The 26026-nt window shown below is 74.5% G+C and carries 24 protein-coding genes; 12 read left to right on the top strand and 12 right to left on the bottom strand.

Annotated features, from left to right (window positions below; genetic code table 11):
- The first annotated feature begins 89 nt into the window (after positions 1–89).
- From ABFX46_RS23455 to ABFX46_RS23445, 3 genes are read left to right on the top strand one after another with little or no spacing between them, the layout of a single operon-like run.
- Positions 90–1049, top strand: a complete 960-nt coding sequence (locus ABFX46_RS23455) for an ATP-binding protein (RefSeq protein ID WP_346045183.1) — start codon at positions 90–92, stop codon at positions 1047–1049.
- A 46-nt stretch (positions 1050–1095) separates the two neighbouring features.
- Complete coding sequence (locus tag ABFX46_RS23450) at positions 1096–2082, top strand: hypothetical protein (protein WP_346045181.1); 987 nt, start codon at positions 1096–1098, stop codon at positions 2080–2082.
- 55 nt (positions 2083–2137) lie between these two features.
- The gene (locus ABFX46_RS23445; protein WP_346045179.1) at positions 2138–2614 is read left to right on the top strand and encodes a ribose-5-phosphate isomerase; all 477 of its coding nucleotides are present in this window, start codon (positions 2138–2140) and stop codon (positions 2612–2614) included.
- 13 nt (positions 2615–2627) lie between these two features.
- On the opposite strand, the gene ABFX46_RS23440 is transcribed toward ABFX46_RS23445, so the two are convergent.
- Entirely contained in the window at positions 2628–2843 is a 216-nt protein-coding gene (locus tag ABFX46_RS23440) for a hypothetical protein (RefSeq protein WP_346045177.1), read from the bottom strand.
- 141 nt (positions 2844–2984) lie between these two features.
- Here ABFX46_RS23440 and ABFX46_RS23435 point away from each other — a divergent pair, with 141 nt between their 5' ends.
- Positions 2985–4103: a PP2C family protein-serine/threonine phosphatase gene (locus ABFX46_RS23435; RefSeq protein ID WP_346045176.1), complete on the top strand. Its 1119-nt coding sequence runs from the start codon at positions 2985–2987 to the stop codon at positions 4101–4103.
- Between the two features lie 24 nt (positions 4104–4127).
- On the opposite strand, the gene ABFX46_RS23430 is transcribed toward ABFX46_RS23435, so the two are convergent.
- Complete coding sequence (locus tag ABFX46_RS23430) at positions 4128–5390, bottom strand: serine/threonine-protein kinase (protein WP_346045174.1); 1263 nt, start codon at positions 5388–5390, stop codon at positions 4128–4130.
- Between the two features lie 261 nt (positions 5391–5651).
- On the opposite strand from ABFX46_RS23430, the gene ABFX46_RS23425 reads away from it, so the two are divergent.
- Positions 5652–7016: a sensor histidine kinase gene (locus ABFX46_RS23425; RefSeq protein ID WP_346045172.1), complete on the top strand. Its 1365-nt coding sequence runs from the start codon at positions 5652–5654 to the stop codon at positions 7014–7016.
- A 52-nt stretch (positions 7017–7068) separates the two neighbouring features.
- On the opposite strand, the gene ABFX46_RS23420 is transcribed toward ABFX46_RS23425, so the two are convergent.
- Entirely contained in the window at positions 7069–8487 is a 1419-nt protein-coding gene (locus tag ABFX46_RS23420; RefSeq protein WP_346045170.1) for an amidase, read from the bottom strand.
- Between the two features lie 113 nt (positions 8488–8600).
- Between ABFX46_RS23420 and ABFX46_RS23415 the strand changes: the two genes are divergently transcribed.
- Together ABFX46_RS23415 and ABFX46_RS23410 are read left to right on the top strand one after the other, a co-directional pair.
- Positions 8601–10067: a carboxyl transferase domain-containing protein gene (locus tag ABFX46_RS23415; RefSeq protein ID WP_346045168.1), complete on the top strand. Its 1467-nt coding sequence runs from the start codon at positions 8601–8603 to the stop codon at positions 10065–10067.
- Positions 10064–10681: a class I SAM-dependent methyltransferase gene (locus tag ABFX46_RS23410; protein WP_346045166.1), complete on the top strand. Its 618-nt coding sequence runs from the start codon at positions 10064–10066 to the stop codon at positions 10679–10681. Before ABFX46_RS23415 ends, ABFX46_RS23410 begins: the two co-directional genes overlap by 4 nt.
- On the opposite strand, the gene ABFX46_RS23405 is transcribed toward ABFX46_RS23410, so the two are convergent.
- A complete protein-coding gene (locus tag ABFX46_RS23405; RefSeq protein WP_346045165.1) occupies positions 10678–10947 on the bottom strand; it encodes a hypothetical protein in 270 nt (89 codons plus the stop codon). The genes ABFX46_RS23410 and ABFX46_RS23405 overlap by 4 nt on opposite strands.
- 210 nt (positions 10948–11157) lie before the next feature.
- On the opposite strand from ABFX46_RS23405, the gene ABFX46_RS23400 reads away from it, so the two are divergent.
- Positions 11158–11958, top strand: coding sequence for an SAM-dependent methyltransferase (locus ABFX46_RS23400; RefSeq protein ID WP_346045163.1), 801 nt, complete (start codon positions 11158–11160; stop codon positions 11956–11958).
- Positions 11959–11965: 7 nt separating this feature from the next.
- Here ABFX46_RS23400 and ABFX46_RS23395 read toward each other — a convergent pair whose 3' ends face one another.
- Positions 11966–12409: a plasmid mobilization protein gene (locus ABFX46_RS23395; RefSeq protein ID WP_346045162.1), complete on the bottom strand. Its 444-nt coding sequence runs from the start codon at positions 12407–12409 to the stop codon at positions 11966–11968.
- Positions 12410–12858: 449 nt separating this feature from the next.
- Here ABFX46_RS23395 and ABFX46_RS23390 point away from each other — a divergent pair, with 449 nt between their 5' ends.
- Complete coding sequence (locus ABFX46_RS23390; protein ID WP_346045161.1) at positions 12859–13908, top strand: alpha/beta hydrolase; 1050 nt, start codon at positions 12859–12861, stop codon at positions 13906–13908.
- On the opposite strand, the gene ABFX46_RS23385 is transcribed toward ABFX46_RS23390, so the two are convergent.
- Both ABFX46_RS23385 and ABFX46_RS23380 read right to left on the bottom strand, forming a co-directional pair.
- Positions 13905–15332 carry an aldehyde dehydrogenase family protein gene (locus ABFX46_RS23385; protein ID WP_346045159.1) on the bottom strand — a complete coding sequence of 476 codons (1428 nt, stop codon included), beginning with the start codon at positions 15330–15332 and terminating at the stop codon, positions 13905–13907. The two genes, ABFX46_RS23390 and ABFX46_RS23385, sit on opposite strands and share 4 nt — an antisense overlap.
- A 5-nt stretch (positions 15333–15337) precedes the next feature.
- Positions 15338–16801 carry a PucR family transcriptional regulator gene (locus tag ABFX46_RS23380; protein ID WP_346045157.1) on the bottom strand — a complete coding sequence of 488 codons (1464 nt, stop codon included), beginning with the start codon at positions 16799–16801 and terminating at the stop codon, positions 15338–15340.
- 91 nt (positions 16802–16892) lie between these two features.
- Here ABFX46_RS23380 and gabT point away from each other — a divergent pair, with 91 nt between their 5' ends.
- Positions 16893–18254 (top strand): 4-aminobutyrate--2-oxoglutarate transaminase, encoded by a 1362-nt coding sequence (gabT, locus tag ABFX46_RS23375; protein WP_346045155.1) that lies wholly within the window; start codon positions 16893–16895, stop codon positions 18252–18254.
- 6 nt (positions 18255–18260) lie between these two features.
- Here the strand turns inward: gabT and ABFX46_RS23370 are convergent, their stop codons facing one another.
- The 3 genes from ABFX46_RS23370 to ABFX46_RS23360 form a co-directional block, all read right to left on the bottom strand.
- A complete protein-coding gene (locus ABFX46_RS23370) occupies positions 18261–19256 on the bottom strand; it encodes an LLM class flavin-dependent oxidoreductase (protein WP_346045154.1) in 996 nt (331 codons plus the stop codon).
- 39 nt (positions 19257–19295) lie between these two features.
- A complete protein-coding gene (locus tag ABFX46_RS23365; protein WP_346045152.1) occupies positions 19296–19589 on the bottom strand; it encodes a hypothetical protein in 294 nt (97 codons plus the stop codon).
- 115 nt (positions 19590–19704) lie between these two features.
- Positions 19705–21393 carry an ExeM/NucH family extracellular endonuclease gene (locus tag ABFX46_RS23360; RefSeq protein WP_346045150.1) on the bottom strand — a complete coding sequence of 563 codons (1689 nt, stop codon included), beginning with the start codon at positions 21391–21393 and terminating at the stop codon, positions 19705–19707.
- A gap of 173 nt (positions 21394–21566) precedes the next feature.
- Here ABFX46_RS23360 and ABFX46_RS23355 point away from each other — a divergent pair, with 173 nt between their 5' ends.
- Entirely contained in the window at positions 21567–22385 is an 819-nt protein-coding gene (locus tag ABFX46_RS23355; RefSeq protein ID WP_346045148.1) for an IPT/TIG domain-containing protein, read from the top strand.
- Here ABFX46_RS23355 and ABFX46_RS23350 read toward each other — a convergent pair.
- On the bottom strand, positions 22378–23817 hold the full coding sequence (locus tag ABFX46_RS23350; RefSeq protein ID WP_346045146.1) for a hypothetical protein: 1440 nt from the start codon (positions 23815–23817) through the stop codon (positions 22378–22380). The two genes, ABFX46_RS23355 and ABFX46_RS23350, sit on opposite strands and share 8 nt — an antisense overlap.
- 199 nt (positions 23818–24016) lie before the next feature.
- Between ABFX46_RS23350 and ABFX46_RS23345 the strand changes: the two genes are divergently transcribed.
- Positions 24017–24739: a hypothetical protein gene (locus ABFX46_RS23345; protein WP_346045144.1), complete on the top strand. Its 723-nt coding sequence runs from the start codon at positions 24017–24019 to the stop codon at positions 24737–24739.
- 12 nt (positions 24740–24751) lie between these two features.
- Here ABFX46_RS23345 and ABFX46_RS23340 read toward each other — a convergent pair whose 3' ends face one another.
- On the bottom strand, positions 24752–25963 hold the full coding sequence (locus ABFX46_RS23340; RefSeq protein WP_346045142.1) for an MFS transporter: 1212 nt from the start codon (positions 25961–25963) through the stop codon (positions 24752–24754).
- Between the last annotated feature and the right edge of the window lie 63 nt (positions 25964–26026).

The following is a 26026-nucleotide window of genomic DNA, read 5'->3' as shown; positions in this document are numbered from 1 at the left end:
CGGCCGTTCCGCTTGCCTCGCCGCGCCGCCTTCGCAAGACTCGACGTCTCGACACTGGTAACGGTTTTCATACCCGAAATGAGGCATTCGTGAAGGTTGCGTTCGTCGGCAAGGGCGGCAGCGGCAAGACCACGCTGTCGTCGCTGTTCGTCCGGCACCTGGCCGGGCGCGGGCTGCCGGTGGTGGCCATCGACGCCGACATCAACCAGCACCTCGGCGTCGCGCTCGGCCTGGACGAGGCCCGCGCCGCGAAGATCCCCGCGCTCGGCGACCGGCTCCCGCGGCTCAAGGAGCACCTGCGCGGCGACAACCCGCGCATCTCGTCCGCGGACGCGATGGTCAAGACGACCCCGCCCGGCGCCGGCTCGCGGCTGCTGCGGTTCCGCGGCGACGACCCGTTCCACGAGGCGGGCCAGGAGGTCGACGGCGTCACGCTGCTCGCCACCGGTCCGTTCAACGACGACGACCTCGGCGTCGCCTGCTACCACTCCAAGACCGGCGCGGTCGAGCTGTACCTCAACCACCTCGTGGACGCGCCGGGCGAGTACGTCGTCGTCGACATGACCGCCGGCGCCGACACGTTCGCGTCCGGGCTGTTCACGCGGTTCGACCTGATGTTCCTGGTCGCCGAGCCCACCCGCAAGGGCGTCGGCGTCTACCGGCAGTACACCGAGTACGCCCGCGACTACGACGTCGCGATCCGCGTCGTCGGCAACAAGGTCCAGAGCGAGGAGGACGTCGCCTACCTGCGCGAGCACGTCGGCGACGACCTGCTGACGTGGCTCGGGCAGTCCGCCGCCGTCCGGGCGCTGGAGCAGGGCCGCGGCGGCGTCGCGCTGGAGGACGGCAACACCGCCGCGCTCGACCGCATGCGCGCCGAGGTCGACGGGCGCGCCAAGGACTGGGACAAGTTCCAGCGGCAGGCGATCGAGTTCCACGTGAAGAACGCGCGGCGCTGGGCCAGCCGCGCCACCGGCGAGGACCTGGAGGCGCAGGTCGATCCCGGCTTCCGCTTCCCGGCCGCGGCCGGGACCGCCTACGCGGGGTAGCCCCGGCCCTACCGATGGGCAGCGATCGCCACTACCCTTGCCCGCCATGACGATGCGGCGAATGCTGGTCATGGCGGGCGGCGCGGTGGTTCCCATCGCCCTCATCTCGATCCTGCTGGGCAACCAGTGGGTCATCGACGCGATCAACGACACGGGGCTCCACTGGGACGAGGGCATCGCACCGCCGCTGTACTGGCTGCTCTTCCCCTCGTGGAGGCTGACCCCCGGCGACTCCGCCTGGAGGTACGTCGCCGTGCTGGACTTCGGCGTCGTGCTGTTCTTCGTCCTGCTGATCCTCTTCGCGGTGGCGGGCGCCCGCGCCGTCGACGACCGGCGCGGCGCGATCGGCGCGGTCGTGACCGGCTGGTGGGCCACGGTCGTGGCGGGCGGGATCGCCGGGTTCGTCATCGGCGTCCTGCTGCGCTGGGCGCTGGACATCAGCAGCGGCAGCGGCCCGTTCATCTTCGGCGCGGTCACTCGGGGAGCGAGCTTCGGGTTCGCCTACGGCTGGCTCGCGGGGCTCGGCATGCTGCTCGGCTTCCTCATGAGCCGCGGGCGCGGCGCGGCGGCGCAGCAGCCCGGTCAGCCGGGGCAGTACGCGCCGCACCAGCCGGCCATGCCGGTGCAGCAGCCCTACGGGCAGCCGGCGCAGCAGCAGGCCGTCCCGTACGTCCCGCAGCAGGCGCAGCCGCAGCAGCCGTGGGGCGGCATGCCCCAGCAGCCCGTCCCGCAGCAGTACCAGCAGCAGCCGTACCAGCAGCAGCCGCAGTACCCGCAGCAGGCCCAGCCCCAGCCGGGCCAGCCCCAGCAGCCGCAGCCGCAGCAGTACGGCGCGCCGCCCGTGCCGCCGCAGCCGTCCGCGCCGGCGCCCGAGCAGGCCCCGCCCGCGGCCCCCGAGGCACCGGACGAGCCGAAGCCGGACGCGCCCGAGGACGCGGCGGACGACGCCGCGAAGGACGCCGCGACGGACGACGACCTCGGCCTCGCCGACCGGACGATCGTCGACCGCAAGCGCGACGGCGGGGACGCCTGACCCGGCGACCCGACCCCCGCGCGAGCGGCGCCCGGCGACCTGGGAGAATTCCCGCATGCGCGTGTTTCTTGGAACCGACCATGCCGGCTTCGAGCTGAAGGAGCACCTGGTCTCCTGGCTGAAGGAGAACGGGCACGAGGCCGTCGACTGCGGCGCGTTCGCGTACGACGCCGTGGACGACTACCCGCCGTTCGTCCTGCGGGCCGCCGAGCGGACGGCCGCGGAGCCGGGCACGCTCGGCATCGTCGTCGGCGGTTCCGGCAACGGCGAGGCGATCGCGGCCAACAAGGTCAAGGGCGTGCGGGCCGCGCTGGTCTGGAACGAGGACACCGCGAAGCTCGCCCGCGAGCACAACGACGCCAACGTCATCGCGCTCGGCGCCCGCCAGCACGACTTGGACACCGCGACCCGGTTCGTCGAACTGTTCATCGGGACGCACTACTCCAAGGAGCCGCGCCACACCCGCCGGATCAGGATGCTCAGCGCCTACGAGCACACCGGCGAACTGCCCCCGCTCCCGCGCGAGGGCTGACGACCCTCAGGGGTCACAGGCCGTTCTCGGACGTTCTGCGGGCGGCGGCGCCGCGCTTGCCCTGGCGGCGCCGCGCGTTCTTGGCGGCCTTGGTGCGCCGGGCGGGTTCGGCGGTCCGGCCCTGGCCGGGGGCGGCGGCCGGCGGTTCCCCGCCCTCGGGGCGGGGACGCGACACGTCCCGCGCGCGCATCGCCGCGTCCACCGTGATCCGCATTCCGGACTGGACCATGCGCCGTCTCCTCCCACCGCGGAACCACCTGTCCCCTGGGTGACACATACCCATATAAAACGGAGCTGGACCGTTGCAAAGAGTCACCGGGTCCCCGGATACCGACCGGAGGGCCCGATTGCTCGATACAGTGCCGGAGTCATGCTTCAACGACTGGTGCAGCTCCTTCCGCCGCGGGTGCGCGCCGTGCTGCGCCGCATCCCGCTGCTCGTGGCGCTGTACCGGCTGGCCCGGCAGGGGAAGCTGACCAGGGAGCGGAACGTCTTCGCTGTCCTCGCGGTGCTGGCGATCGCGATCGGGTTCGCGACCACCAGCGACTCGCGCGGGCTGGCCCCGTCCGGCGCGCTGGTGCTGATCGTGCTCGGCGGCGGGCTGCTGCTGAAGGTGCGCAGCCTGCTCGCGCTGCTCGGCGTCGTCGTCGCGATGGCGGCCTACAACGCCTGGAAGGACGTCGCCGCGATCGGCCCCGGCATGATCGCCACGCTGACGATCACGGCGGTGCTCGCGCTCACCCTGGCCCGGACCCGGCAGCAGCTCGGCGTGCAGGGCCTGCGCGGCGACTCGATGCTGCTGGAGCTGCGCGACCGGCTGCGGCGGCAGGGCGAGATGCCCGAGCTGCCGGACGGCTGGGAGACGCAGGTCGTGATGCTGCAGGCCGGCGGGTCGTCGTTCGGCGGCGACTTCGTCGTGTCGTCCTGCGACGGCGAGACGCTGGAGGTGGCGCTCGTCGACGTCTCCGGCAAGGGCACCGACGCGGGGACCCGGGCCCTGATGCTGTCGGGCGCCTTCGGCGGGCTTCTTGGATCGGTCCAGAGCGACCGCTTCCTGCCCGCCTGCAACGCCTACCTGCAGCGGCAGCGGTGGGACGAGGGCTTCGTCACGGCCGTGCACGTCGTCGTCGACCTGGCCTCGGGGGAGTACACGGTCGAGTCGGCCGGGCATCCGCCGGCGGTCCAGTTCGACGCGAGCAGCGGCGAGTGGCGGGTCAGCTCCGCCAAGGGCGTCGTGCTCGGCGTGGTGCCCGACCTGAGCTGCGTCCCGGAGACGGGCAAGCTGCGGCCCGGCGACGCGCTGCTCCTCTACACCGACGGGCTGGTCGAGTCGCCCGGCAGCGACCTGGACGCCGGGATCGACCGGCTGCTCGGCGAGGCGGAGCGGCTCGTCCCGCAGGGCTTCGGCAGCGGCGCGCGCGAACTGGTCGAGACGATGGCGGCGGCCCGCGACGACGACTGCGCGCTCGTGCTCATCTGGCGCACCTGACCGGCCCGCCCGCCGCGCGGCGGCCTACCCCCGCCGGTGTCCGCCCTTCTGCCCGCCCTTGTGCCCGCCGTGCTTGCCGTGCTTGGCCTGGTGCTTCGGCTTGTGCTTCTGCTTGGGCGGCTTCACCGGCGGCCGTTTGGCCACCGCCGGCCTGACGGCGCTCGCCCGCTTCGGCGGCGCGGCGGGCGCGGAGGGGCTCGCCGGGACGGCCGTGGCCGGCGCCGCCGGCGAGTCGCCCCTGCCCTGCGTGAACCCGCTGATGATGGCGCCGATGAGCAGCGTCCCGGCGGCGGCGCCGGCGCCCGCGAGCAGCCGGGTCCGAAGGGTGGGCGCGATGGCGCCCGCGGCCATCCCGGGCGGGGTGAACGCCCGGGTCTCGGTCTCCTCCCAATGCGGCGGGGCGGACGGTGCCGGGTCGGCGGGACGCTGCGGCCGCGGCGCCGGGTCCGCCTCCGGCCAGCCGCCGATGTGCGGGTGCGGCTGCGGCTGTGCGACGAGGGCGAGCAGCAGGTCGGGCGCGGTCGGCCGGTGCGCCGGGTCCGGCGCGAGCGCGGCCTGGACGGCGGGCACCAGCGACTCGGGCAGCCGGGACAGGTCGGGGTCCCCGATGCGGAGCGTCGCGGGATCGCCGCCGATCGGCATCTGCCCCGTCCCGGCGTGCGCGATAAGGCAGCCCCAGGCGAAGATGTCGGCGGCCGGGGTCGCGGGTCCGCCGACGAGCACCTCCGGGGCCATCCAGCCGGGCGTGCCGAGCACTTTGCCGGACGCGTCGGTGCCGCTCGCCTCGTCCTGCCCGCTCGCGATGCCGAAGTCGATGACGCGGCAGCCGGACAGCGTGAGCATCACGTTGGCGGGCTTCAGGTCGCGGTGCACGAGCCCCGCGGCGTGGATGGCGGCGAGCGCGGACGCGACGCCGATCGCGACGCCGTGCAGGTCGGCGGGCGGGAGCGGGCCCTCGGCGGCGAGCCGGCTGTGCAGCGAGACGCCGCCGACGTAGTCGGTGACGAGGTAGGGGCGGCCGTCCTCCTCGCCGTGCGCGAGCACCCGCGCGGTGCAGAACGACGCGACGCGGCTCGCGAGGTGCGCCTCGTCCTTGAACCGGCGGCGGTACACGGGGTCGCCGGCCAGGTGCGGATGGATCGTCTTCACCGCGACGCGTCCGCCGGACACCGGGTCGGCGCCGAGGTAGACCGTCCCCATGCCGCCCGACCCGAGCCGGCCCAGCAGCGTGTGTCCGGCGACCTCGCGCGGGTCGGCGGGGTCGAGCGGCCTGATGTCTCCGTCCATGCGGTGTTCCTGGCTCCCTCGGTCATCTCCCGTCCGTCCATCCCCGTTCAGCGGCGGATTATGGGCGGGTTCCGCAATGAACTGCGCGAACACCCTCCGGCCGGCCCTGCGGCGGCGTCCGTTCCGCGGTGAGGTTTCGGGGAGTCGTGGCCAGGAAGAACCTTGTCTGCGCCGCCCCCCGGTGCCGGGACGCGCGCGTGCGGCGGCCCGATCGCGGCGCCGGACACGCCACGCGCGAGCCGGAGGGGGAGGAGCGCCGGGGTGCGGAGAGTCGGGGGCGCGCTGTCGCCGTCGCGCTGGTCGGTGCGGACCCGCGTGACCGCCGCCGCGACCCTCATCGTCGGCCTGCTCCTCGTCGCCGGCGCGGTGGGGTTCTACCAGGTCGTCCGGCACACGGTGTACGACGGGCTGCACGGCCAGGGGACGCTCGTCATCTCGGATCTGTCCACGTTCGTCCGGGAGACGGACCCGCGCGGGATCCTGCACGTCCAGGATCCCGATTTCACACTGCTCCAGGTCGTGGACGGGGAGGGCGCCGTGCTGGCGTCCAGCGAGTCGCTGTCGGGGCGCGGGCCGCTGAAGGTGCCGGCGCCGCGGGCGGCGGGCCGGCCCGAGTTCCGCACCGTGCACGTGCGGGGGCAGGACGAGGTCTACGTCGTGTCGGAGCTGGTGCGGACCGGCGGCGGTGTCCGGATCGTGCACGCCGGCGCGCCCATCACCGAGTTCACCCAGTACAAGGGCCGGTTCATGGGCCTGCTCGTGGCGATGGCGATCGCCGCGACCGCGGCGGTCGGGTGGAGCGTGTCGCTGGCGGTGCGGCGGGCGCTGCGGCCGGTGCGGGTGATGAGCGCCGAGCTGGCCGACATCACCGGCGGCGAGAGCGACCGGCGGGTCAGCGTCCCGGGCCCGAAGGACGAGGTGTCGGCCCTCGCCACGTCCGTGAACGTGACGCTCGACCGGCTTGCGGACGTCCTGGCCCGGCAGCGCGCCTTCGTCGCGGACGTCTCGCACGAGCTGCGCAGCCCGCTGACCGGGCTGCGCGCCCAGCTGGAGGTCGCGCTGGAGCATCCGGAGGACGAGGACTGGCCGGAGGTCGCGCGGGCGGCGCTCGGCGACGCCGACCGGCTGCAGGGGATCGTCAGCGACCTGCTCGTCCTGGCGAGGCTCGGGGCCGGCGTGCGCGTCGAGCGGGAGCGCGTCGACCTCGGCGAACTGGTCCGCGCGGAGGCGGACCGGCGGGCGCGGCGCGTCCCCGTCGAGGTCGACGCGACCGCCGGCGTCGTGGTGCGGGCCACCCCGCACCACCTCGTGCGGGTGCTGACGAACCTGCTGGACAACGCCGAGCGGCACACGAGGTCCCGGATCTGGGTCACGGTCGCGGCGGACGGCCCGGACGCGGTGCTGGAGGTCCGCGACGACGGAGCGGGCATCGCGCCCGAGGACCGCGAGCGGATCTTCTGGCGCTTCCACCGGCTCCCCGAGAGCCTCGCCCGCGACCACTCCGGCACCGGCCTCGGCCTGACGATCTCCCGCGACATCGCCCGCGCGCACGGCGGCACCCTGGTCGCCGCGGACAGCGACCAGGGCGCCCGCTTCGTCCTCCGCATCCCCCGCGAACTCCGTTGACCTGCGGCGTGTTGTTGTTATGAGCGGCCGCATAACAACAACACGCCGCAGGTCAACGGAGGGTGGGCGGGCGGCGCGCGGCGTGGCGGGTCGCCTGCTCGAAGGCGTGGCCGATCTGCAGGACGGCCAGGTCCGCGTGGTGGGGGCCGACGATCTGCAGCCCGACCGGGAGGCCGTCCGGGGTGAACCCGGCGGGGACCGACAGCGCGGGGCACCCGGTCGCCGAGACGAGGAAGCAGGAGCGCATCCACTCCAGGTAGTCGGGCATGGGCCGCCCGGCGACCTCCTCGGGGTACTCGATGCCGGCGTCGAACGGCGGCACCTGGCTGACCGGCAGCAGCAGCGCGTCGTACCGCTCGAAGAACTCCCGGACGCGGTGGAAGAGCGCGGTGTGCAGGACCTCCGCCCGGCCGAGGTCGGCGCCGGTGAGGGTGCGCCCGGCGTCGATGTTCTCGGCGAGGGAGGCCTTGAAATCGGCGCGGCGCTCGTCCAGGAGGGGGCGCAGGGCGATGTCCCAGTGCCAGGCGCGCAGGGTGCGGAACACCTCGTCGGCGCCGGAGAGGTCCGGGTAGGCCTCCTCGACCGTGCAGCCCAGCTCCTCGAACACCTTGGCGGCGGGGGCGAGGACGCCGGTGACGGCCGGGTCGACCGGGACGGCCCCGCCGAGGTCGGGGGACCAGGCGACGCGGAGCCCGCGGAGGTCGCGGTCGAGCGGCGCGGCGAACGCCGAACCGGGCGTGTCGAGCGCGATGGGGCTGCGCGGGTCGGGTCCGGCGAGCACCGACAGCAGCAGCGCCGCGTCCGCGACCTCGCGGGCCATCGGGCCCTGCACGCCCATCGTCGCCCAGCCCGCCGGCACCGGCCACGACGGCACGCGCCCCGGCGACGGGCGGAACCCGACGACGTTGCAGAACGAGGCGGGGTTGCGCAGGGAGCCGCCCATGTCGCTGCCGTCCGCGAGCGGATGCATGCCGCATGCCAGCGCCGCGGCCGCGCCGCCGCTGCTGCCGCCCGCCGACCGGGAGAGGTCGTAGGGGTTGCGGGTCAGGCCGAAGACGGGGTTGAAGGTGTGCGACCCGGCGGCGAACTCCGGCACGTTCGTCTTGCCGAGCGTGACGGCCCCGGCGGCGCGGATCCGCTCGACGACCAGTTCGTCCTCGTCCGGGACGTGGTCGGCGAAGATCGGCGACCCGGACGTGGTGCGGACGCCGGCGGTGGCGTGGGTGTCCTTGTGGGCGACGGGCAGGCCGTGCAGCGGGCCCGGCCGCACCCCGGCGGCGAGCCGCTCGTCGGCGGCCCGCGCCTCCTCCAGCGCCCGTTCCGCGACCAGCGTCACGATGGCGTTGACCTGCAGGTTCGTCCGCTCGATCTGGTCGAGATGCGCCCGCACGACCTCGCGCGCCGACAGTTCGCGGGCGCGGATGCGGCGGGCCAGGTCGCGGGCTGAGGCGAAGCAGATCTCCTCGGACACGTGCGCTCCTCTCCTCCCGGGCCTGCCGCCGGGTTCGTCCCAGTGTCCACCCCGGGTGCCGGGTGGTCCCGCCTTGAGGTCATCATGCTGGGAAGACCGAGGGAAGGGGCCGCGTGGCGGAACGGGTCGGGGCGCGGGAACTGCTGCGCCGCGTGCTGGACGGCGGCGCATGGACGTCCTGGGACCGGCCGCCCGCCGGGGAGCATTCGTCCTCCTATGCCCGGGATCTGGCGGCGGCCCGGGAGCGCAGCGGCTGCGACGAGGCCGTCCTCACCGGGGAGGGGCTGCTGCGGGGCCGCCGGGTCGCGTTCGTCGTGTCGGAGTTCCGCTTCCTCGCCGGCTCGATCGGCCTCGCCACCGCCGACCGGATCGTCGCCGCCGTCGAACGCGCCACCGCCGAGCGGCTCCCGCTGCTGGCCGCGCCGTCCTCGGGCGGCACCCGCATGCAGGAGGGGACGGCCGCGTTCGTCCAGATGGCCCGCATAACGGCGGCCGTCGCCGCGCACCGCGCCGCCGGGCTGCCGTACCTGGTCCACCTGCGGCATCCGACGACCGGCGGGGTGTTCGCGTCGTGGGGGTCGCTCGGCCACGTGACGGCCGCCGAGCCGGGCGCGCTGATCGGCTTCCTCGGCCCGCGCGTGTACGAGGGGCTCTACGGGGAGCCGTTCCCGCCGGGCGTGCAGGTCGCGGAGAACCTCGCGGCCAAGGGCCTGCTCGACGCCGTCGTCGGCATCGACGATCTCGCCGAGGCGGCGTCGCGCGCCTTGGCCGTCCTGTGCGGCCGGCCGCCGTCGACTCCGGTGGCCCTGCCCGCCGGCCTTCCGCCGGACGAGGCGGCGTGGGAGTCGATCGAGCGGTCCCGCCGTGCCGGCCGTCCGGGCGTCCGCGAACTGCTCCGGCATGGCGCCGCCGACGTGACGCTGCTCTCGGGCACCGGGCAGGGCGAGTCCGACCGGGGGCTGATGCTCGCGCTGGCCCGCTTCGGCGCGGCGCCGTGCGTCCTGGTCGGCCAGGACCGGAGGAGCCAGCGCGGCGGCCATCCGCTCGGCCCGGCCGGGCTGCGCGTCGCCCGGCGCGGGATGCGGCTGGCCGCCCAGCTCGGCCTGCCGCTGGTCACCGTGGTCGACACGCCCGGCGCCGTCCTCTCGGCCGAGGCGGAGGAGGGCGGGCTGGCCGGCGAGATCGCCCGCTGCCTCGCCGACCTGATCACGCTGCCCGCGCCGACCCTCTGCCTCCTCCTCGGCGAGGGCGCCGGCGGGGCGGCGCTGGCCCTGCTGCCCGCCGATCGCGTCCTCGCGGCCCGGCACGCCTGGCTGTCCCCGCTCCCGCCCGAGGGCGCCTCGGTGATCGTCCACCGGACCCCGTCCCGCGCGGACGAGATGGCGGCGTCCCAGGGCGTCCGGTCGGCCGACCTGCTGCGCGGCGGCATCGTGGACGCGCTGGTGGCGGAGCGCCCGGACGCCGCCGACGAGCCGGAGGCGTTCTGCCGCCGGGCCGCCGCCGCGATCGAGGCCGGGCTGTCCGGCCTGTCGCCGACCGGTCCCGCCGCCCGCCAGGCCCGTTATCGTCGGGCCCCATGACCGAATCCGCCACCCGAGCCGCCTACGACGCCGTCGCCGTCCTGTACGCCGACCTCTTCCGCACCTACCTCGACGACCTGCCCCTCGACCGGTCCATGATCGCCGCGTTCGCCGACCTCGTCCGGGGCCGGGGGCCGGTCGCCGACGTCGGCTGCGGCCCCGGCCAGATCACGGCGTTCCTGCACTCCCTCGGCGTGGACGCGTCCGGTGTCGACCTGTCCCCGGCCATGCTCGCCCAGGCCCGCGCGGACCACCCGCACCTGAGCTTCGCCGAGGGCACCATGAAGGCGCTCGATCTCCCGGACGCGTCACTGGCCGGCGTCGTCGCGTGGTACTCGACCATCCACCTGGAGCCGGCGGAGCTCCCGGAGGCGTTCGCCGAGTTCCACCGCGTCCTGGCGCCCGGCGGCCACCTGCTGCTGGCCTTCCAGTCGACCGACGGGGACGCCCCGGAGCCGTTCGACCACAAGGTCGTCCGCGCCTACCGCCGGCCGGTCGAGTACCTGGCCGGCACCGCCCGCCGGACGGGCCTGGCCGAGGTCGCCCGCCTGCTGCGCCGCCCGAACGAGAACGAGCGCAGCCCGGCCGGCCACCTGCTGCTCCGCAAGCCCTAGGGGCGCGGCGCGCCGTCGAGATCGCGGGGCCGGACCTCACCGCCGGGGCCCGGCCTCCGGTGCCAGGGCCGCGCCCGCCGGAGGCGCCGCCTGCCCTGATGCCCCCGCGGGACGAACGACGCGACGACCGCGGCCGCCACCCCGGCGACGACGAGGGCGAGCGCGCAGACGACGGCCCGGTGCGCCCGGCACCGCCGCCCGCCCGCCCCGCTCGCGACATCCGGGACGCTCCCGGAAGATTCGGCCGGCCCGGTCCTGTCGCCCATGTCCTTCGCTTTCCTGTTCTCGGCGTGCCTCGCTCCCGCCGCCACAGTTTGTCACATGGTGACTACGCAACGCATCGTGGAAATCCCTTACAGGACCGAGTCGGCGCCCGTCCGCGTGCGGCCAGACCGGGAGGGCCGCCGGGTATTCGATCATGAGGTGGCGCGGGAGCGCTAGGTTGGCGGAAAGCCGACGAAACGGAAGGCGCCGCGATGGCCGAGACCCCGCAGATCGACACGACCGTTCCGCACTCGGCGCGGGTCTGGAACTATCTGCTCGGCGGGAAGGACAACTACGAGGTCGACCGGCGGGCCGCCGAGCAGTTCCGCGCGATGTTCCCGCAGATCACCGACATCGCCCTCGCCGACCGCGCCTTCCTCGGCAGGGCCGTCCGGCACCTGGCGGGCGAGGCGGGCATCCGGCAGTTCCTCGACATCGGCACCGGCCTGCCGACCATGGACAACACCCACGAGGTCGCCCAGCGGGCCGCCCCCGACGCGCGCATCGTCTACGTCGACAACGACCCGCTGGTGCTCTCGCACGCCCGCGGCCTGCTCAGCGGCACCCCCGAGGGCGCCTGCGACTACATCCACGCCGACCTTCGCGACCCCGCCGGCATCCTGGCGAAGGCCGCCGCGACCCTCGACTTCGACCGGCCGGTCGCGATCATGCTGCTGGGCATCATGCACTTCGTCCACGACGACGAGGAGGCCCGGCGCCTCCTCGCGACGCTGCTGGACGCCGTCCCGTCCGGCAGCCACCTGGTGGTCACGCACGCCACCCTGGACTTCGACGAGGGCGCGACCGCCCAGGCCGAGGCCCAGGAGGACTGGAACGAGAAGTCCGCCAACCCCATGGTCCCGCGCACCCGCGCCGCCATCACCCGCTTCTTCGACGGCCTCGACCTCCTGGACCCGGGCGTCGTCTCCATGTCCCGCTGGCGCCCCGAGCACACCCCCTGGGACGCCCCCGCCGAAGTCCCCGGCTACGCCGCCGCAGCCCGCAAGCCGTAGCGCCGGGTCACTCCGAGGCCGCCGCCTCGGCCTCTTTGAGGACGACGTGGTTCTTGCGCGCCCACTTCCGGATGTCGTACACCTTGCCTCGCCGGCGGCCCTTCTGGGTCACCTTGAGTTCGTTGACCGTGATGCCGAAGTCGTCGAGCAGATCGATGACCGCGATCACGGGGACCGTGGGCTCCTTCTCCGCCGTGTCGCGGGCGGGAGCGAGGTAGGCGACGGTCGCCCTGCGGATCAGCTCCGAGACGCTGATCCCGGCCGCCGCCGCGGCCGCCTTCACCTGGTCGAGCTCGTCCGAGGCGAACCGCGTGGAAACGACCCGGTCGAGCTGGACGGGCTCGGCGCCGTCCATGTACTCGGCGTACCGGTCGGCGTTCGCCCGGTGGTACTCGGCCTCCTCGGCGGGTGTCATCCCGCGGAAGGGCTTGATCTCGTGCTCCTCGGCCATGGCGTTCACTCCTTCCTCGGGTCGTCGTACGCCGTGATCGGCCGGGCCATGTCCAGTTCCTGCACGCCCCAGTCGCGTCGCACGAAGACCGGGTAGGCGAAGATCACGATGATGCGCCGCCCGCCGTCCGTCCTGCCGCGTAAGAGGTATCGGTCCTCGTCATGGGGGCCGTCCGGGACCCGGTAGATCTCATGCTCGTTGTGCGCCGCCTGTTCGACCTCTGCGCGGGTGATTCCGTGACCGCCCGCGTGCCATGTATTGCCATCGTCCCAGTCGTAGCGGAAGCTCGAACTTCATCGCACCATCACGTCATACACCGTAGGAACGATGTATGACAGAGGCTACCCGTTCGACCGGGTGGTCACACGTGGGCCGGGAGGCGGGCTCGGGGGTGGGCCGGGGGGCTACTGGGGAGTACGGTGGCGTGACCCCTGGGCTTGGAGGAACGTATGGCGTCGGTGGTCGAGATGGTGCCGCCCTCGGTGGCGGGCGGGATGCTGCGCGGGGTGTTCGCGCTGCCGGACGCCGTCAAGCGGCTGATCGTCGGGGCGCCGGTGCGCCGGGACGGGCAGCGGCTGGCGCTGGACGCGCAGCTGCTGCTGACGATGATGCGGCTGGAGGGGGAGCGGCGGCTCGCGGGCGGCACGGTCGAGGCGGCGCGGGCCGGGCTCGCCCGGTCGACGGTGTACCTGCCGAAGGCGCCCGCGCGGCCGGTGGCGGCGCGGAGCGTCGACGCCGGCGGGGTGCCGGCGCGCCTCTACACGCCGGAGGGGCTCCCGGAGGGGTCGCCGCTGCTCGTCTTCTACCACGGCGGCGGGTGGGTCATCGGCGACATCGGCACCCACGACACGGTCTGCCGGTACCTGGCGGTGCACGCCGAGGTGCGGGTGCTGTCGGCGGAGTACCGGCTGGCCCCCGAGCACCCGTATCCGGCGGCGCCGGACGACGCGCTCGCCGCCTACGAGCACGCGGTCGCGCACGCCGCGGACCTGGGCGCCGACCCCACGGCCATCGCGGTCGGCGGCGACAGCGCGGGCGGCAACCTCGCGGCGGTCGTCGGGGTGCTGGCGGAGCGCCGGCCCGACTTCGCGCTGCTGTTCTACCCGGCGACCGACCTGTCCGGGCGGCGGCGGTCGCGGTCGCTGTTCGCGGAGGGGTTCTACCTGACCGACGCCGACATGGACTGGTTCGGCGACCACTACTGCCCGGAGGAGCGGCGCGCCGAGGTGAAGGCGTCGCCGATGCTCGCCGACGACCTGACCGGCTTCCCCCCGACCTACCTCGCCACGGCCGGGTTCGACCCGCTGCGGGACGAGGGCGAGGAGTTCGCGAAGCGGCTGGAGAAGGCCGGGGTTCCGGTCGCGGTGCGGCGGCAGGAGGACCTCATCCACGGGTTCGCGAACATGTGGTCGCTCGGCGGACGGTTCCGGGAGGCGCTGTCGGAGGCCGCCGGGGCCCTGCGCACCGGGCTGTACGCAGGGCCGCGCGGCGACGGCTAGAGCGGCAGGCCGGTGAGGATCATGACCTTCTCCTCGGTGTAGTCGGCCATCGCCGACCGGAGGCCCTCCCGGCCGACGCCCGAGTCCTTCACGCCGCCGTAGGGCATCTGGTCGGCGCGGTAGGACGGGACGTCGCCGATCACGACGCCGCCGACGTCGAGCTCGCGGTGCGCCCGGAACGCGATGTCGAGGCTGCGCGTGAACACGCCCGCCTGGAGGCCGAACTTGGAGTCGTTGACCAGGTCGAACGCCTCGTCGACGCCGTCCACGGGCTGGACGAGCATGACCGGCCCGAAGACCTCCTCGCGGGACACCTTGGCGTCGGCGGGGACGTCGGCGAGGACGGTCGGCGCGTAGGCCGCGCCCTCGCGGGTGCCGCCGGTGAGGATCTTCGCGCCGGCGGCGACGGCCTCGTCCACCCAGGCCTCGACGCGCTCGGCGGCCTCCCGGCTGACGAGCGGGCCGACCTGGGTCTTGTCGTCCCACGGGTCGCCGGTCACGAGGGACGCGACGGTGTCGACGAGCTTCGGCACGAACTCCTCGTAGACCGAGCGGTCGACGTAGACGCGCTGGACGGCGATGCAGCTCTGCCCGGCCTGGTAGTTGGCGAACAGCCCGATGCGCTTGGCGGCCCAGTCGAGGTCGGCGTCCGGCAGGACGACGGCCGCGCCGTTCCCGCCGAGTTCGAGCGTGACGTGCTTGCGCGGCGCCCGGTCGTTGATCGCCCAGCCGACCGGGACCGAGCCGGTGAACGACACGATCGGCAGCCGCGGGTCGTCCACCAGGCCGGACGCGCGGTCGTTCGGCACCGGCAGGATCGAGAACATCCCGGCGGGCAGGTCGGTCTCGGCGAGCAGCTCGCCGAGCAGCAGCGCCGACAGCGGTGTCGCGGGCGCGGGCTTCAGGACGATCGGGGTGCCCGCCGCGATCGCCGGCGCGATCTTGTGCGCGGCGAGGTTCAGCGGGAAGTTGAACGGCGAGATGCCGAGCACCGGGCCCTTCGGCACGCGGGTGATGTAGGCCATCCGGCCCTCGGCGGCCGGGTCGGTGTCGAGCCGCTGGGTGGTGGCGCTGAAGCGGCGGGCCTCCTCGGCGGCGAACCGGAACGTGGAGATCGCGCGGGTCACCTCGCCGCGCGCCCACAGCAGCGGCTTGCCGTTCTCCGCGGTGATCAGCCGGGCGATCTCCTCGGCCCGCTCGGCGATCCGCGCGGACACGTGCGCGAGCGCCTCGGCCCGCGCGTGCAGCGGCAGCGCGGCGGCCCGCCTGCGGACGGCGTCCGCCGCGGCGACCGCCTCCTCCACCTGCGCGGGCGTCGGGACGGACACCGTCCCGACCACCCGGCCGTCGTAGGGGTGCGTCACGGTCAGCTCGCCGTCACCGGTCTCGGGCCGGCCGGCCAGCCAGAATGGGGTCGCGTTCATGCCGTTCACGCTAGTCGCGGCGGGCCCGATTTCGAGTCTCCACGGTGGCCAATCTCACCGCTCCGACTGGACGTGACGGCGAGTGCGATCCACAGCTCGGCGCGGACGGCCGGATCGTCCGGGTCGCGGCCGAGGAGGTCGGCCGCCTTCCGCATCCGCGCGCGGAGAGTGTGCCGGTGGACGCCCAGCGCGCGCGCCGCCGCCTCGCCCTGCCCGTTGGCCGCGACATAGGCCCGGACGGTCTCCACCAGGTCCTCCTTGCGGAGCGGTGCGAGAAGTGTGTCGGCGAAGGCATGCGCGAGGCCGGGCTCCAGCAGGCCGAGGACGCCCTGCCCGGGGAGGTCGGTGTAGTGGAGCACGTCCTGCTCGGTCTGCTCGGCCGCGGCGAGGGCCTGCTCCGCCTGCCGCAGCGCCGCCGCGAGGTCGCCGGTGGCGGAGGCGGGGGCGCTGACCCCGATCGGGCCGGGCAGCAGCGCCTCGACCGCACCCGTCAGCTCGTCCGGGACGATCACGGCGCTGTGCCCGTCCAGCGGAAGCGCCGGGCAGCGCGCCCCGGCCGGATCGGACTCCAGCGCGTCCAGGACGGCGGTGCCGCCCGCGCAGGCCAGCACGCGGACGGGCCCGCGCGGCACCGACGGCCCCTCGTCCGGGCGGCCGAGCAGCAGCGCGGCGAGCGAGGCCCGCAGCTCGCGGCCGGTGCGCGGCGTCTCGGACTGGAGCGTCAGCAGCGCGACGGCCGCGCCGACGATCGTGTGCGCGGCGTGCGGGAGCGGCGCGTCCGTCCCGACCGCGAGGAAGCCGCGCGGCCGCCCGCCGAGCCCGATCCGCTGCACCGCGACGTGGTCGTCCGGGACGGCCAGCGAGAGGCTCGCGGCGGGACGGGGCCGCAGCCGGGCCAGCTCGGGCGCCAGCGCGGCGGCGCGGCTCCGCGCGCCCGCGGGCTCGGCGTGCCGGACGTCCCCGGACGCGTCCAGCAGCAGCGCCCAGCCGCCGAGCAGCCGCGCCAGCCGGGTCACCAGGGCGCCGGGGCCGGTGAGCGCGGCGCGGGTCAGCTCCCGCTGGGCCTGGTAGGCGCGGGTGACGTCCTCGTACCACTCGGCGGCGAGCATCCGCGACACCGCCTTGCCGATCGCGATGAACGGGGTCGGGCGCGGCACCTCCAGCAGCACGAGCCCCTGGTCGCGCGCCGCCGCCAGCAGCTCCGGCGGGATCGTCTCGTGGATGACCCCGACCGCGAACCCGAGCCCGGCGACGCCCCGGCCGACCAGCCGCGCCACGTACGCGGCGGCGTTCGCGGAGGTCAGCCGCATGCCGGTGGTGAGGACGAGTTCGCCCCCCTCCAGGAACGGGGTCGGGTCCTCCAGTTCGCTGACCGCGACCCACACGACCGGGGCGTCCGGCAGCGGGCCGGTGCGGGACCGCAGGCCGAGCTGGCGGAGGGCGGCCACGGCGGCCAGAGTGGGCGGCATCTCAATCCCTGTGCAAAGTGTCTACCTCGCCGGACGGATTTCGCCGTCCCGTACGGTTCATCGTAGGCGGACCCCGGCTTATGTTCAGGCCATGACCAGCCAGGACTCTGCCCTTGGGGCAAGCGGCGGCCGTCTGCCGCAGGAACGCCGTGTCGTGACCGAGATCCCCGGACCGCGCTCGCGGGCGCTGCAGGAACGCCGGGTCGCGGCCGTGCCGCCCGGCGTCGGCAGCGTCCTGCCCGTGTACGTGACGGACGCCGACGGCGGCGTGATCGTCGACGCCGACGGCAACTCGCTGATCGACTTCGGCTCCGGCATCGCGGTGACGAACGTCGGCAACGCCAACCCGCGGGTCGCCGAGCGCGTGAGGGCGCAGGCCGGCCGCTTCACCCACACCTGCTTCATGGTCGCGCCGTACGAGTCGTACGTCGCGGTGTGCGAGAACCTCAACCGGATCACGCCGGGCGACCACGAGAAGCGGTCGTTCCTGGTGAACAGCGGCGCGGAGGCCGTGGAGAACGCCGTCAAGGTCGCCCGGTACGCCACCGGGCGGGACGCGGTCGTGGTGTTCGAGCACGGCTACCACGGCCGGACGCTGCTGACGATGACGCTGACCGCGAAGAACATGCCGTACAAGCACGGGTTCGGCCCGTTCGCGCCCGAGGTGTACCGGATGCCGCTGGCGTACCCGTACCGCTGGCCGACCGGCCCGGACAACTGCGGCCCGGAGGCGGCGGCCGAGGCCATCGACAGGATCAGCAGGCAGATCGGCGCGACGAACGTGGCGGCGCTGCTGATCGAGCCGATCCAAGGTGAGGGCGGGTTCATCGAGCCCGCGCCCGGGTTCCTGCCCGCGCTCGCGGAGTTCGCCCGCGCGAACGGCATCCTGTTCATCGCCGACGAGGTGCAGACCGGCTTCGCCCGGACCGGCGACATGTTCGCCTGCGAGCACGAGGGCATCGTCCCCGACCTGGTCGCGACCGCGAAGGGCATCGCCGGCGGGCTGCCGCTCGCCGCCGTCACCGGCCGCGCCGACCTCATGGACAAGGTGCACGGCGGCGGCCTCGGCGGCACCTACGGCGGCAACCCGCTCGCCTGCGAGGCCGCGCTCGCCGTCCTGGAGGAGATCGAGGACGGCAAGCTCACCGAGCGCGCCCGCCGGATCGGCGAGATCATGCTGCCCCGGCTGCGCGACCTCGCCGGGAGGCACCCGGCGATCGGGGACGTCCGCGGCCGCGGCGCGATGATCGCGATCGAGCTGGTGCGGGAGGGCACGAAGGAGCCCGACCCCGAGCTGACCGCGCGCGTCGCCAAGCGCTGCCACGAGCGCGGCCTGCTCGTCCTCACGACCGGGACCTACGGGAACGTGCTGCGCTTCCTGCCGCCGCTCGTCATCCCCGAGGACCTGCTGAACGAGGGCCTCGACATCCTGGCGGAGGCGTTCGGCGACTGACCGGGCTCAGGCGGGGCCGGGCGCGAAGGCGTCCTCGTAGAGTCGGGCGAGGATGTCGTAGGACTTCAGCCGGTCGGCGTGGTCGAACACCTGGGTGACGACCATGACCTCGTCCACCGCGGTCCGCCCGATCAGCGCGTCCAGCTGCTTGCGGACGGTCGGCGGCGAGCCCATCACCTGGTCGGCGAGCCGCGCGTCGATCATCTGCCGCTCCAGCGGCGTGTACGGGTGGGCCGCGGTCTCCTCCGGCGTCGGCAGCGGACCCGGCCGGCCCTGCCGCAGCCGCAGGAACGACAGCGCCTGCGGCGCCGCGAGCTCGCGCGCCCGCTCGTCGGTGTCGGCGGCCGTGACCGACACGCCGATCATCGAGTACGGCTCGTCCAGCGCGCCGGGGCGGAACGAGTCGCGGTACAGCGTCAGCGCCGGGACGGTGTTCTCGGCGCTGAAGTGGTGCGCGAACGCGAACGGCATCCCGAGCAGGCCGGCGAGGCGGGCGCTGTAGCCGCTGGAGCCGAGCAGCCAGATCGGCGGCTCGTTCCCGGCGGCCGGCGTCACCTTGCTGTCGGCGCCGAAGTAGTTGCGCAGCTCGATGACCTGCTCGGGGAAGTCGTCCACCGACAGCGCCTCGGGGGAGCGGCGCAGCGCCCGGGCCGTGGCCTGGTCGGTGCCGGGCGCGCGGCCGAGGCCGAGGTCGATGCGGCCCGGGTACAGCGCCTCCAGCGTCCCGAACTGCTCGGCGACCACCATCGGCGCGTGGTTCGGCAGCATGACCCCGCCGGACCCGACCCGCATCCGGGACGTGGCCGCCGCGACCTGCCCGATCAGCACGGCGGTCGCCGAGCTGGCGATGCCGGGCATCGCGTGGTGCTCGGCGAGCCAGTACCGGTGGTAGCCGAGCCGCTCGGTGTGCCGGGCCAGGTCCAGGGTGTTGCGCAGCGCCTGGCCGGACGTGGAGCCGCTGACGACGGGGGCGAGGTCGAGGACGGAGAAGCGCACGCTCATACCGTGTGCCAACCCGCCCGGAGCCGGTCCTCTTCCCGGCTACCTGGTCAGTGCCACGGCGGCCCCGGCGACGACCGCGATCACGACCGGCACGGTGATGCAGAGCCAGGACCAGTTCACGAGCGCGCGCGCCCGCGCGGGGTCCTCGGCGAACCGGGTCTCGGCGCGCGTGTAGAGGAGCGCGGCGACCACGGTCAGCGGCAGGAACGCGAACGTCGTGACCAGTCCGAGGACGAAGGCGGCGGCCTGCCCGAAGCGGGTGTACGTCCCGTCCGGGCCGATGCCGAAGGCGAGCGAGGGGGCGGAGGCGGCGGCGGGGGCGGTTTCGGTCATCTCAGCGCACCGATCTCTAGAAATGTGACCTGGATCATACGCTTCGTGATCGATCCGCGCGAGGGGCCGGCCGCCCCTTTCGGACGGCCGGCCCCGGCAGAGGGCCAGTGCGGGGTCAGCGCAGGTTCAGCCCCAGCAGGACGGGGTCGTGGTCGGACGAGCGGAACGCGTCCGGCCTGTAGAACTCCGGCGGGTTGAACTCGGTGTTGTAGTCGAGGAACACCGGTTCGTCGCTGTTGACGTGCCAGATCGTCGCGCCCGTCACGCGCCGCGACAGGCCCTTGCCCGCCAGCGCGTGGTCCAGCTCGCCGGACTGCCCGTCGAACACGTAGCTGTACCGGTCGGCGGGCCGGACGAACCGCTGCGTCTGCGAGACGAGCCCGGCGCCGGTGAGCACCTTCACCGGGTCCTCGGCCGTGTAGGCGTTGAGGTCGCCGACGACGAGCGGGTTCGGCACGCCGTCCGCGATCGCCTTGATCGCCTCGGCCTGCGCGACGCGGCGCGCGTTGTAGCAGCCCTGGCCGTCGCCCTGGTCCTGGTCGGGGCCGGTGGCGCCGCCGCAGCCCTTCGACTTGAAGTGGTTGGCGATCATCGTGAACGCGGTCCCGCCGGACGCGGGCCGGAACGTCTGCACCAGCGGCGGCCGGTCGAAGACCGGGTCCTCCGACGAGCGCGCGGCGCCGACGGGGGCGACCTTCGCCGGCTTGTAGACGAGCGCGACGTGGATCTCGTCCGTCCCCGGGTAGGGGTGCCGCACCCACGCGTACGTCCCGGCGCCGGCCTCCTGGTTCAGCCGGTCGACGATGGCCTTGACGGCGGTGTCGCCGTTGTTCTCGACCTCCATGAGCCCGACGACGTCGGCGTCCAGGCCCTTGAGCGCGGCGGTCAGCTTGGCGAGCTGCCGCTCCTGCTCCTCGGCGGTGTCGGCACCGCGCTTGTCCAGCGTCGTGAACCAGTTGAGCGTGTTGAAGCTCGCCACGCGCACGTCGCCGCCGACGTGCCGGGGCGTCTTCCGCGCCGGGTTGGTGTTGGCGAAGTGCGCCGCCCGGGTCGGTTCGAGCCGGTACTCGCCGAACCCGTAGCTGAGGACGCCGGTGAGCCCCTGCGTCGAGTCGCCGATGCGGAGCACGCGGGGGTCGGTGTAGGGGATCGTGTCCGGGTTCTGGACGTTCGACCCGTCGTCGACGAGCAGCTTCCGGGCGTCGTTCCCCGCCTGCGTCGAACCGTGGCCGTCGGTCGGCTGGAAGAGCCGGCCGCCCGCGGAGACGGTGACCTCCCCGTACCGTCCGAGCTGGTAGACCTCGGTGGCGGTGAGCCGCTGCCCGAACCGCAGCAGCATCCCCTCGTACTGCTCCAGCGCGGCGCCGCCGCGCAGCGGGAGCCGGACGCCGGTCGGGGCGACCCGCCCCGTCCCGCACACGTCCACGGCCGAGACGGGCGACAGTTCGGTGAGCCCGTTGTACTCGACGGCCTTGCCGGTGACCAGGACCCGGTCGCCGACCGAGACCTCGCTCGTGGAGTAGACGAAGAGCCCGTCGGAGGTGCGCGGATCCCGGTCGGGCGTCGGGTCCTGGACGAAGAAGCCCTTGAGCTGGTCGGACCGCTGGAAGTCCGCGGTGACGACGCCCTCGACCCGGACGGTCCGCCCGGCGAGCGGGCTCGCGTCCCCGCTGCCCTGGACGTCGGCGATCTGGTGGTCGGCGGGGGTGCCGCAGGTGGGCGGCTCCGCCGCGGCCGCCGCCGGCACGCCGGCGGCGAGGCCGGCGGCCAGGACGGTCGCGAATGCTGCTGCTGTTCGGCGCATGGCGGGAGAGTAGGGCGGGGCCTCGGCGGGTCGGCGAACCGTTAATGAAGACTCAACCAATTTGCAACGGATTGTCGCAATCTTGGGCCCCGCTCGACCCGGTCTTTGCGAAACGCTTCGCAGGCCCGATTGGATGACCGGCTGGAGGCCGTGCCGAACCACCGAGGAGGGCCGTGACCGAGCCGCCCGCGCCGCCGGAGTCGTCCGGCGGGAAGTACGCCCGCACCCGCGACATCGTCGCCGTCTTCGCCGTGCTGCTGATCGCCACGGCGGTGCTGGTGGTCGTGCTCGTCCAGGCGTGGCCGGAGGGCCCGCGGATCGGCCCGGACGGGCGCACGGAGATCACCCCCGGCGCGAAGACCGCCCATTTCCCGGGCTGGTCGCCGACGCTGTCGCGGGAGACGAGCCTGTTCGTCATCGTCATGGCCGGCGGAGCGCTCGGCGGCATCGCGCACGTCCTGCGGTCGTTCTACTGGTACGTCGGCAACCGGGCGCTGCGCCGGAGCTGGCTGGCGATGTACCTGCTGCTCCCGTTCGTCGGCGCGCTGTTCGGCCTCATCGTCTACCTGGTGGTGCGCGGCGGCCTGACCTCCCCGTCGGGCGGGGCCGCCGACATCAACCCGTACGGGATCACGGCCATCGCCGCGCTCGTCGGCCAGTTCTCCCGCGAGACCGCGGAGAAGTTCCACAGCGTCTTCTCGACCCTGCTGGCGCCCGCGCCGCAGGGCCGCGACCACGTCCTGGCGCCGGCGGTCACCGGGATCGAGCCGGCCGGCGGCCCGCCCGGAACGCGGGTCACGATCACGGGGACCGGCCTGGCGTCCGCGACCGACGTGCTGTTCGGCACGGTGCGGTCGCCGGCCGCGGACGTGACGGACACGCTCGTCCGGGCGATCGTCCCGGAGGGGGCCACCTCGGCGTCGCCGGTCGTGCGCACCCCGGCGGGCGCGGCGGCGAGCCCGGAGCCGTTCGTCGTCGAGCCGCCTACTTAGCGTCGCGCCAGTGGTCGTGCCAGGCGTCGTAGGCGGCGCCGGGGAGCACCCGCGGCAGCTCCGACGTCGGCAGCCGGCCGAGCTCGGCGCCCGTCCGGGCGACGCCGAACTGCAGCTCGGTGGCGTAGGCGGTGCGGGTCAGGCTCCGCGGGCCCGCGACCAGGCAGGTGTGGCGGGGGCCGGGCAGCTCGCCGTCGGGGATCGCGGCGCCCACCGCGAGGCTGTTGGAGACCGCCACCCAGGCGCCGAGCTCGGTGACCCGCGCCTCGGCGCCCTGCTCCTCCCAGCGGTGCTCCAGGATCGGCTTGGAGAAGATCGGGACGAGCAGGTGCGACACCCCGCACGCCAGCAGCTCGCGGTCCCAGCGGATCGACCGGCCGAGGTCCTCGCAGATCAGCACGGCGAGGCGGCCCAGGGACGAGTCGAGCACGCTGATCTTGCGGCCGGGCCGGATGTGCTCGGCGGCCGTGCCCGCGTCCGGTGCGTCGGGCAGCCGCCACAGCCGCATCTGCGCGGCGTCCAGCGTGAAGCCGGACATCTTGTCCTGGACGAGCAGCTCCTTCCCCGTCCAGCGGTCGAGCAGGACGGCGCGGTTCGGCGGCGGGTCGCCGCCGCCGAGCGGACCGCTGCCGAGCAGGAGGAACCGCAGCGGCCGGCGGTTCCGGTCGCGCCCGGCCGTGTCGAACGCGACCTCCTTCCAGTGCTCCAGCAGCGGGTCCGACAGCGACGCCTCGGGCATCACGGCGAGCTGCGCGCCGGACTCGTCCAGCCTCCGGAGGACCGCCTTGATCCGGCTGCGCAGCCCGGAGGAGTCCATCGGGCGGAGCCGGTAGACGGCCGTGCCGTCCCGCTCGGCGAACTCGATCTCCACGTCGTCGTAGGTCTCCAGCACCGGAGCGCAGCCGACGGCGATCGGCTCGTCCCGGCTGAAGTGCGGGTCCTGCACGGCCGGCAGGACCGCGTGGTCGATCATGTCCCACGCCGCCTGCGGGACGCGGTGCACGCCGAAGAACTCCGCCTTCGACCGCAGCCCGCGAGGCCGGCCGGGGAAGGCGCAGCGGGGCAGCAGCGCGCCGGTCGTGCCCGGCCCGTTGAGCCGGCCCTCGGTCAGGTAGTTGACGAGCACGCCCGCCAGCGCGGGCGCGCCGTGGTAGGGCGCGTACGGGCTGGCGTGCGCGAGCGCGATGTCGAGCCCGAGCAGGAGCATGAACCGGCCGCGGTCGCCGTACTCGGCGATCATCTCCTCGGTGACGGCCGGGTCGAGGACGCCCCGGTCCAGGACGATCTCGCCGATCTCGTTCGCGCGGCGCCGCACCAGCTCGTCCTCGTACCACCGGGTGGCCGTCCAGCCCTGGAAGACGTCGTCGGGCATCGCGTCGTAGAGCAGGACGAAGAGATCAGCTGGTTCGGCCGGATGCGCGGCTGCTGCCAACTGATCCTGCATAAGCGCCCCCGGGGGTCGACAGGCACGGTCACTGGTGGTGGGTCGATGCTAACTCTCCCGCATCGGCGGCACCGTGTCGTCCGCAACAGAGCGGCCGAGGCGCGTGAGGCGCACATCACTTGACATTCACTTGGCATGGGCGCACCCTGGAGGTGCCCGGCGATGCTCGTCGACCCAGGAGTGAGCCGTGAACCCGTCCACCGACACCGCCCCCGACCGCCGCGACCGCAGGACCGAGATCCGGCGCCTGATCGACGCGATGGAACACGCCAAGATCATCGGCGACGGACACTTCTCGGCGCTCGGCATGCTGATCACCGACGCCTCGCTGAGCGCCGACGAGCCCGCCCTGACCGAGTGCCAGGACGGGCTCCAGTGGCTGCACCGCCACTATCTCGACGTCGACGCCCTCGACGGCGCGCAGCGCGAGCAGCACGGCCGCATCCTCGGGCTGATCGACGTCGTGCACTGGGCGCTGAAGCGGCTGCCGTCCGGCCTCCAGCTCGCGCTGCAGCCCGACGGGTACGCCGCGCGGTTCCTCGTGGCCGTGGCCCGCCGGGAGGGGCTGTCCAACCAGCAGCTCGCCGCCGAGCTCGGCACCGACGAGACCGAGATCAGCCGCGTCGGCCGCAAGCTGCTGTCCGCGGGCGTCGTGTGGCGCCGCAAGGAGTGGCGGCACAACGCCTGGGACCTCACCCCGCGCGGCCGGCAGTACCTGGAGACCTCCGGCCTGCTGCCCGCCGACCCGGCGCCGGGCCGTCCCGCCGAGCGGCACCGGCCCTCCCCGGACGCCGTCCCGCGCCGCGCCGAGGCGCCCCGGCCGCCCCAGTCCCCGTCCCCGTCGTCGGCCTCGTCCCGGGCCCCGGCTCCGTCGCCGTCCCGCGAGCGGCCGCGCCCGGCCGAGGGCTGAGCCGCCGCCCGCTCAGGAGCGCCGGGCGAGCGGCAGCGCCAGCAGGATCACGGCGGCCGTCAGCGCGAACGCGGCGGGGAAGCCGCTGTGGGCGGCGGCCACGCCGAACGCGGCGCCGCCCACGCCCATGCCGCCGTCGTAGCCGATGTTCCACAGGGCGCTGACCGTCCCGTACGCGGACGCCGGCGCCCGCTCGTACATCATCGCCAGGCTCGCGTTCTGGGTGACGCCGAAGCCCGCGCCGAACAGCACCATCGAGCCGAACACGGCGGCCGGGTGCGGGACGAGGACCAGCAGCGCGATCCCGGCCCCGGCGACGGCCAGCGCGGGCATCAGCAGCCGCGCGGCGCCGTGCCGGTCGCCGGCCCGCCCCGCCCACCAGCGGGCGGCCGTGGTCGCGGCCGGCTGGACGAACAGCGCCGCCGCCGCGACGCCCCCGGCCGGCACCGCCTCCGGCAGGAACGTGATCAGGATGCCCGCCGCCATCGCCGTCGCGGCGAACGCCGCCGCCGGGCGCAGCAGCTCCGGCGACCGCAGCCCCGCGACCATCCCGAGCGGCCGCTCCTTCGCCGCGGACGGAGCGGCGGACGGGGCGGCGGACGGAGCGGCGGACGGGGACGGGGACGGCAGCCGGTTCGGAATGCCGGGCAGCAGCGCGAGGGCGGCGAGCGCGAGCACCGTGCTCGCGACGAAGACGGGCGGGTAGCCGACCCGGTCGGCGAGCCACACCCCGAGCGGCAGCGCGAGCACCGCGGGCGCCCCCGAGGTGATGCCGAACAGGCCGAGCGCCTCGCCGCGCCGCCCGTCCGGCGCGAGCGCCGCGACCAGCGCGTTCGGCAGCACCACCGCGACGCCGAAGCCGAACCCGCGCACCAGGCTCGCCCCGATGATCACCGCCGTGCCGGACGAGAGCGCCAGCGCGAGCGGCGGCGCGGCGAGCAGCAGCGTGCCGGCCGCGAGCACCGTCCGGTACCCGAACCGGGTGAGCAGCCGGGGGAGGGCGAGCTCGGCGAGGACCGTCGTCAGCATCAGCGCGCCCGTGGCGAGGCCCGCGCCGGCGCGGCCCGCCCCGCCGTCGACCGCGTACATCGGGACGACCGACAGCAGCAGGAAGACGCCCGACAGGCTCGTGACGGTGACCGCCAGCACCAGCACCAGCGGCCGCGTGACCAGGCGCGGACGCGTCCCGCCGGCCCGTTCGGCGTCCCGCAGTGACTCGCTCATGCCCGCGACATTAGGGGACGTCCAGGACGACCCGGTCTTTGAGTTGGTTGCTAAGAAGCGCGC

Source organism: Actinomadura chokoriensis, from assembly GCF_039529475.1.
Lineage (GTDB): Bacteria > Actinomycetota > Actinomycetes > Streptosporangiales > Streptosporangiaceae > Spirillospora > Spirillospora bangladeshensis.
This window is presented reverse-complemented; position numbering and strand designations above follow the sequence as displayed.

Bases quoted from the DNA above. Each gene is read 5' to 3' on its own strand.
- ABFX46_RS23450 (WP_346045181.1), top strand. From the start codon at position 1,096: ATGACGATGCGGCGAATGCTGGTCATGGCGGGCGGCGCGGTGGTTCCC.
- ABFX46_RS23445 (WP_346045179.1), top strand. From the start codon at position 2,138: ATGCGCGTGTTTCTTGGAACCGACCATGCCGGCTTCGAGCTGAAGGAG.
- ABFX46_RS23440 (WP_346045177.1), bottom strand. From the start codon at position 2,843: ATGGTCCAGTCCGGAATGCGGATCACGGTGGACGCGGCGATGCGCGCG.
- ABFX46_RS23435 (WP_346045176.1), top strand. From the start codon at position 2,985: ATGCTTCAACGACTGGTGCAGCTCCTTCCGCCGCGGGTGCGCGCCGTG.
- ABFX46_RS23430 (WP_346045174.1), bottom strand. From the start codon at position 5,390: ATGGACGGAGACATCAGGCCGCTCGACCCCGCCGACCCGCGCGAGGTC.
- ABFX46_RS23410 (WP_346045166.1), top strand. From the start codon at position 10,064: ATGACCGAATCCGCCACCCGAGCCGCCTACGACGCCGTCGCCGTCCTG.
- ABFX46_RS23405 (WP_346045165.1), bottom strand. From the start codon at position 10,947: ATGGGCGACAGGACCGGGCCGGCCGAATCTTCCGGGAGCGTCCCGGAT.
- ABFX46_RS23400 (WP_346045163.1), top strand. From the start codon at position 11,158: ATGGCCGAGACCCCGCAGATCGACACGACCGTTCCGCACTCGGCGCGG.
- ABFX46_RS23395 (WP_346045162.1), bottom strand. From the start codon at position 12,409: ATGGCCGAGGAGCACGAGATCAAGCCCTTCCGCGGGATGACACCCGCC.
- ABFX46_RS23390 (WP_346045161.1), top strand. From the start codon at position 12,859: ATGGCGTCGGTGGTCGAGATGGTGCCGCCCTCGGTGGCGGGCGGGATG.
- ABFX46_RS23385 (WP_346045159.1), bottom strand. From the start codon at position 15,332: ATGAACGCGACCCCATTCTGGCTGGCCGGCCGGCCCGAGACCGGTGAC.
- ABFX46_RS23380 (WP_346045157.1), bottom strand. From the start codon at position 16,801: ATGCCGCCCACTCTGGCCGCCGTGGCCGCCCTCCGCCAGCTCGGCCTG.
- gabT (WP_346045155.1), top strand. From the start codon at position 16,893: ATGACCAGCCAGGACTCTGCCCTTGGGGCAAGCGGCGGCCGTCTGCCG.
- ABFX46_RS23370 (WP_346045154.1), bottom strand. From the start codon at position 19,256: ATGAGCGTGCGCTTCTCCGTCCTCGACCTCGCCCCCGTCGTCAGCGGC.
- ABFX46_RS23365 (WP_346045152.1), bottom strand. From the start codon at position 19,589: ATGACCGAAACCGCCCCCGCCGCCGCCTCCGCCCCCTCGCTCGCCTTC.
- ABFX46_RS23360 (WP_346045150.1), bottom strand. From the start codon at position 21,393: ATGCGCCGAACAGCAGCAGCATTCGCGACCGTCCTGGCCGCCGGCCTC.
- ABFX46_RS23340 (WP_346045142.1), bottom strand. From the start codon at position 25,963: ATGAGCGAGTCACTGCGGGACGCCGAACGGGCCGGCGGGACGCGTCCG.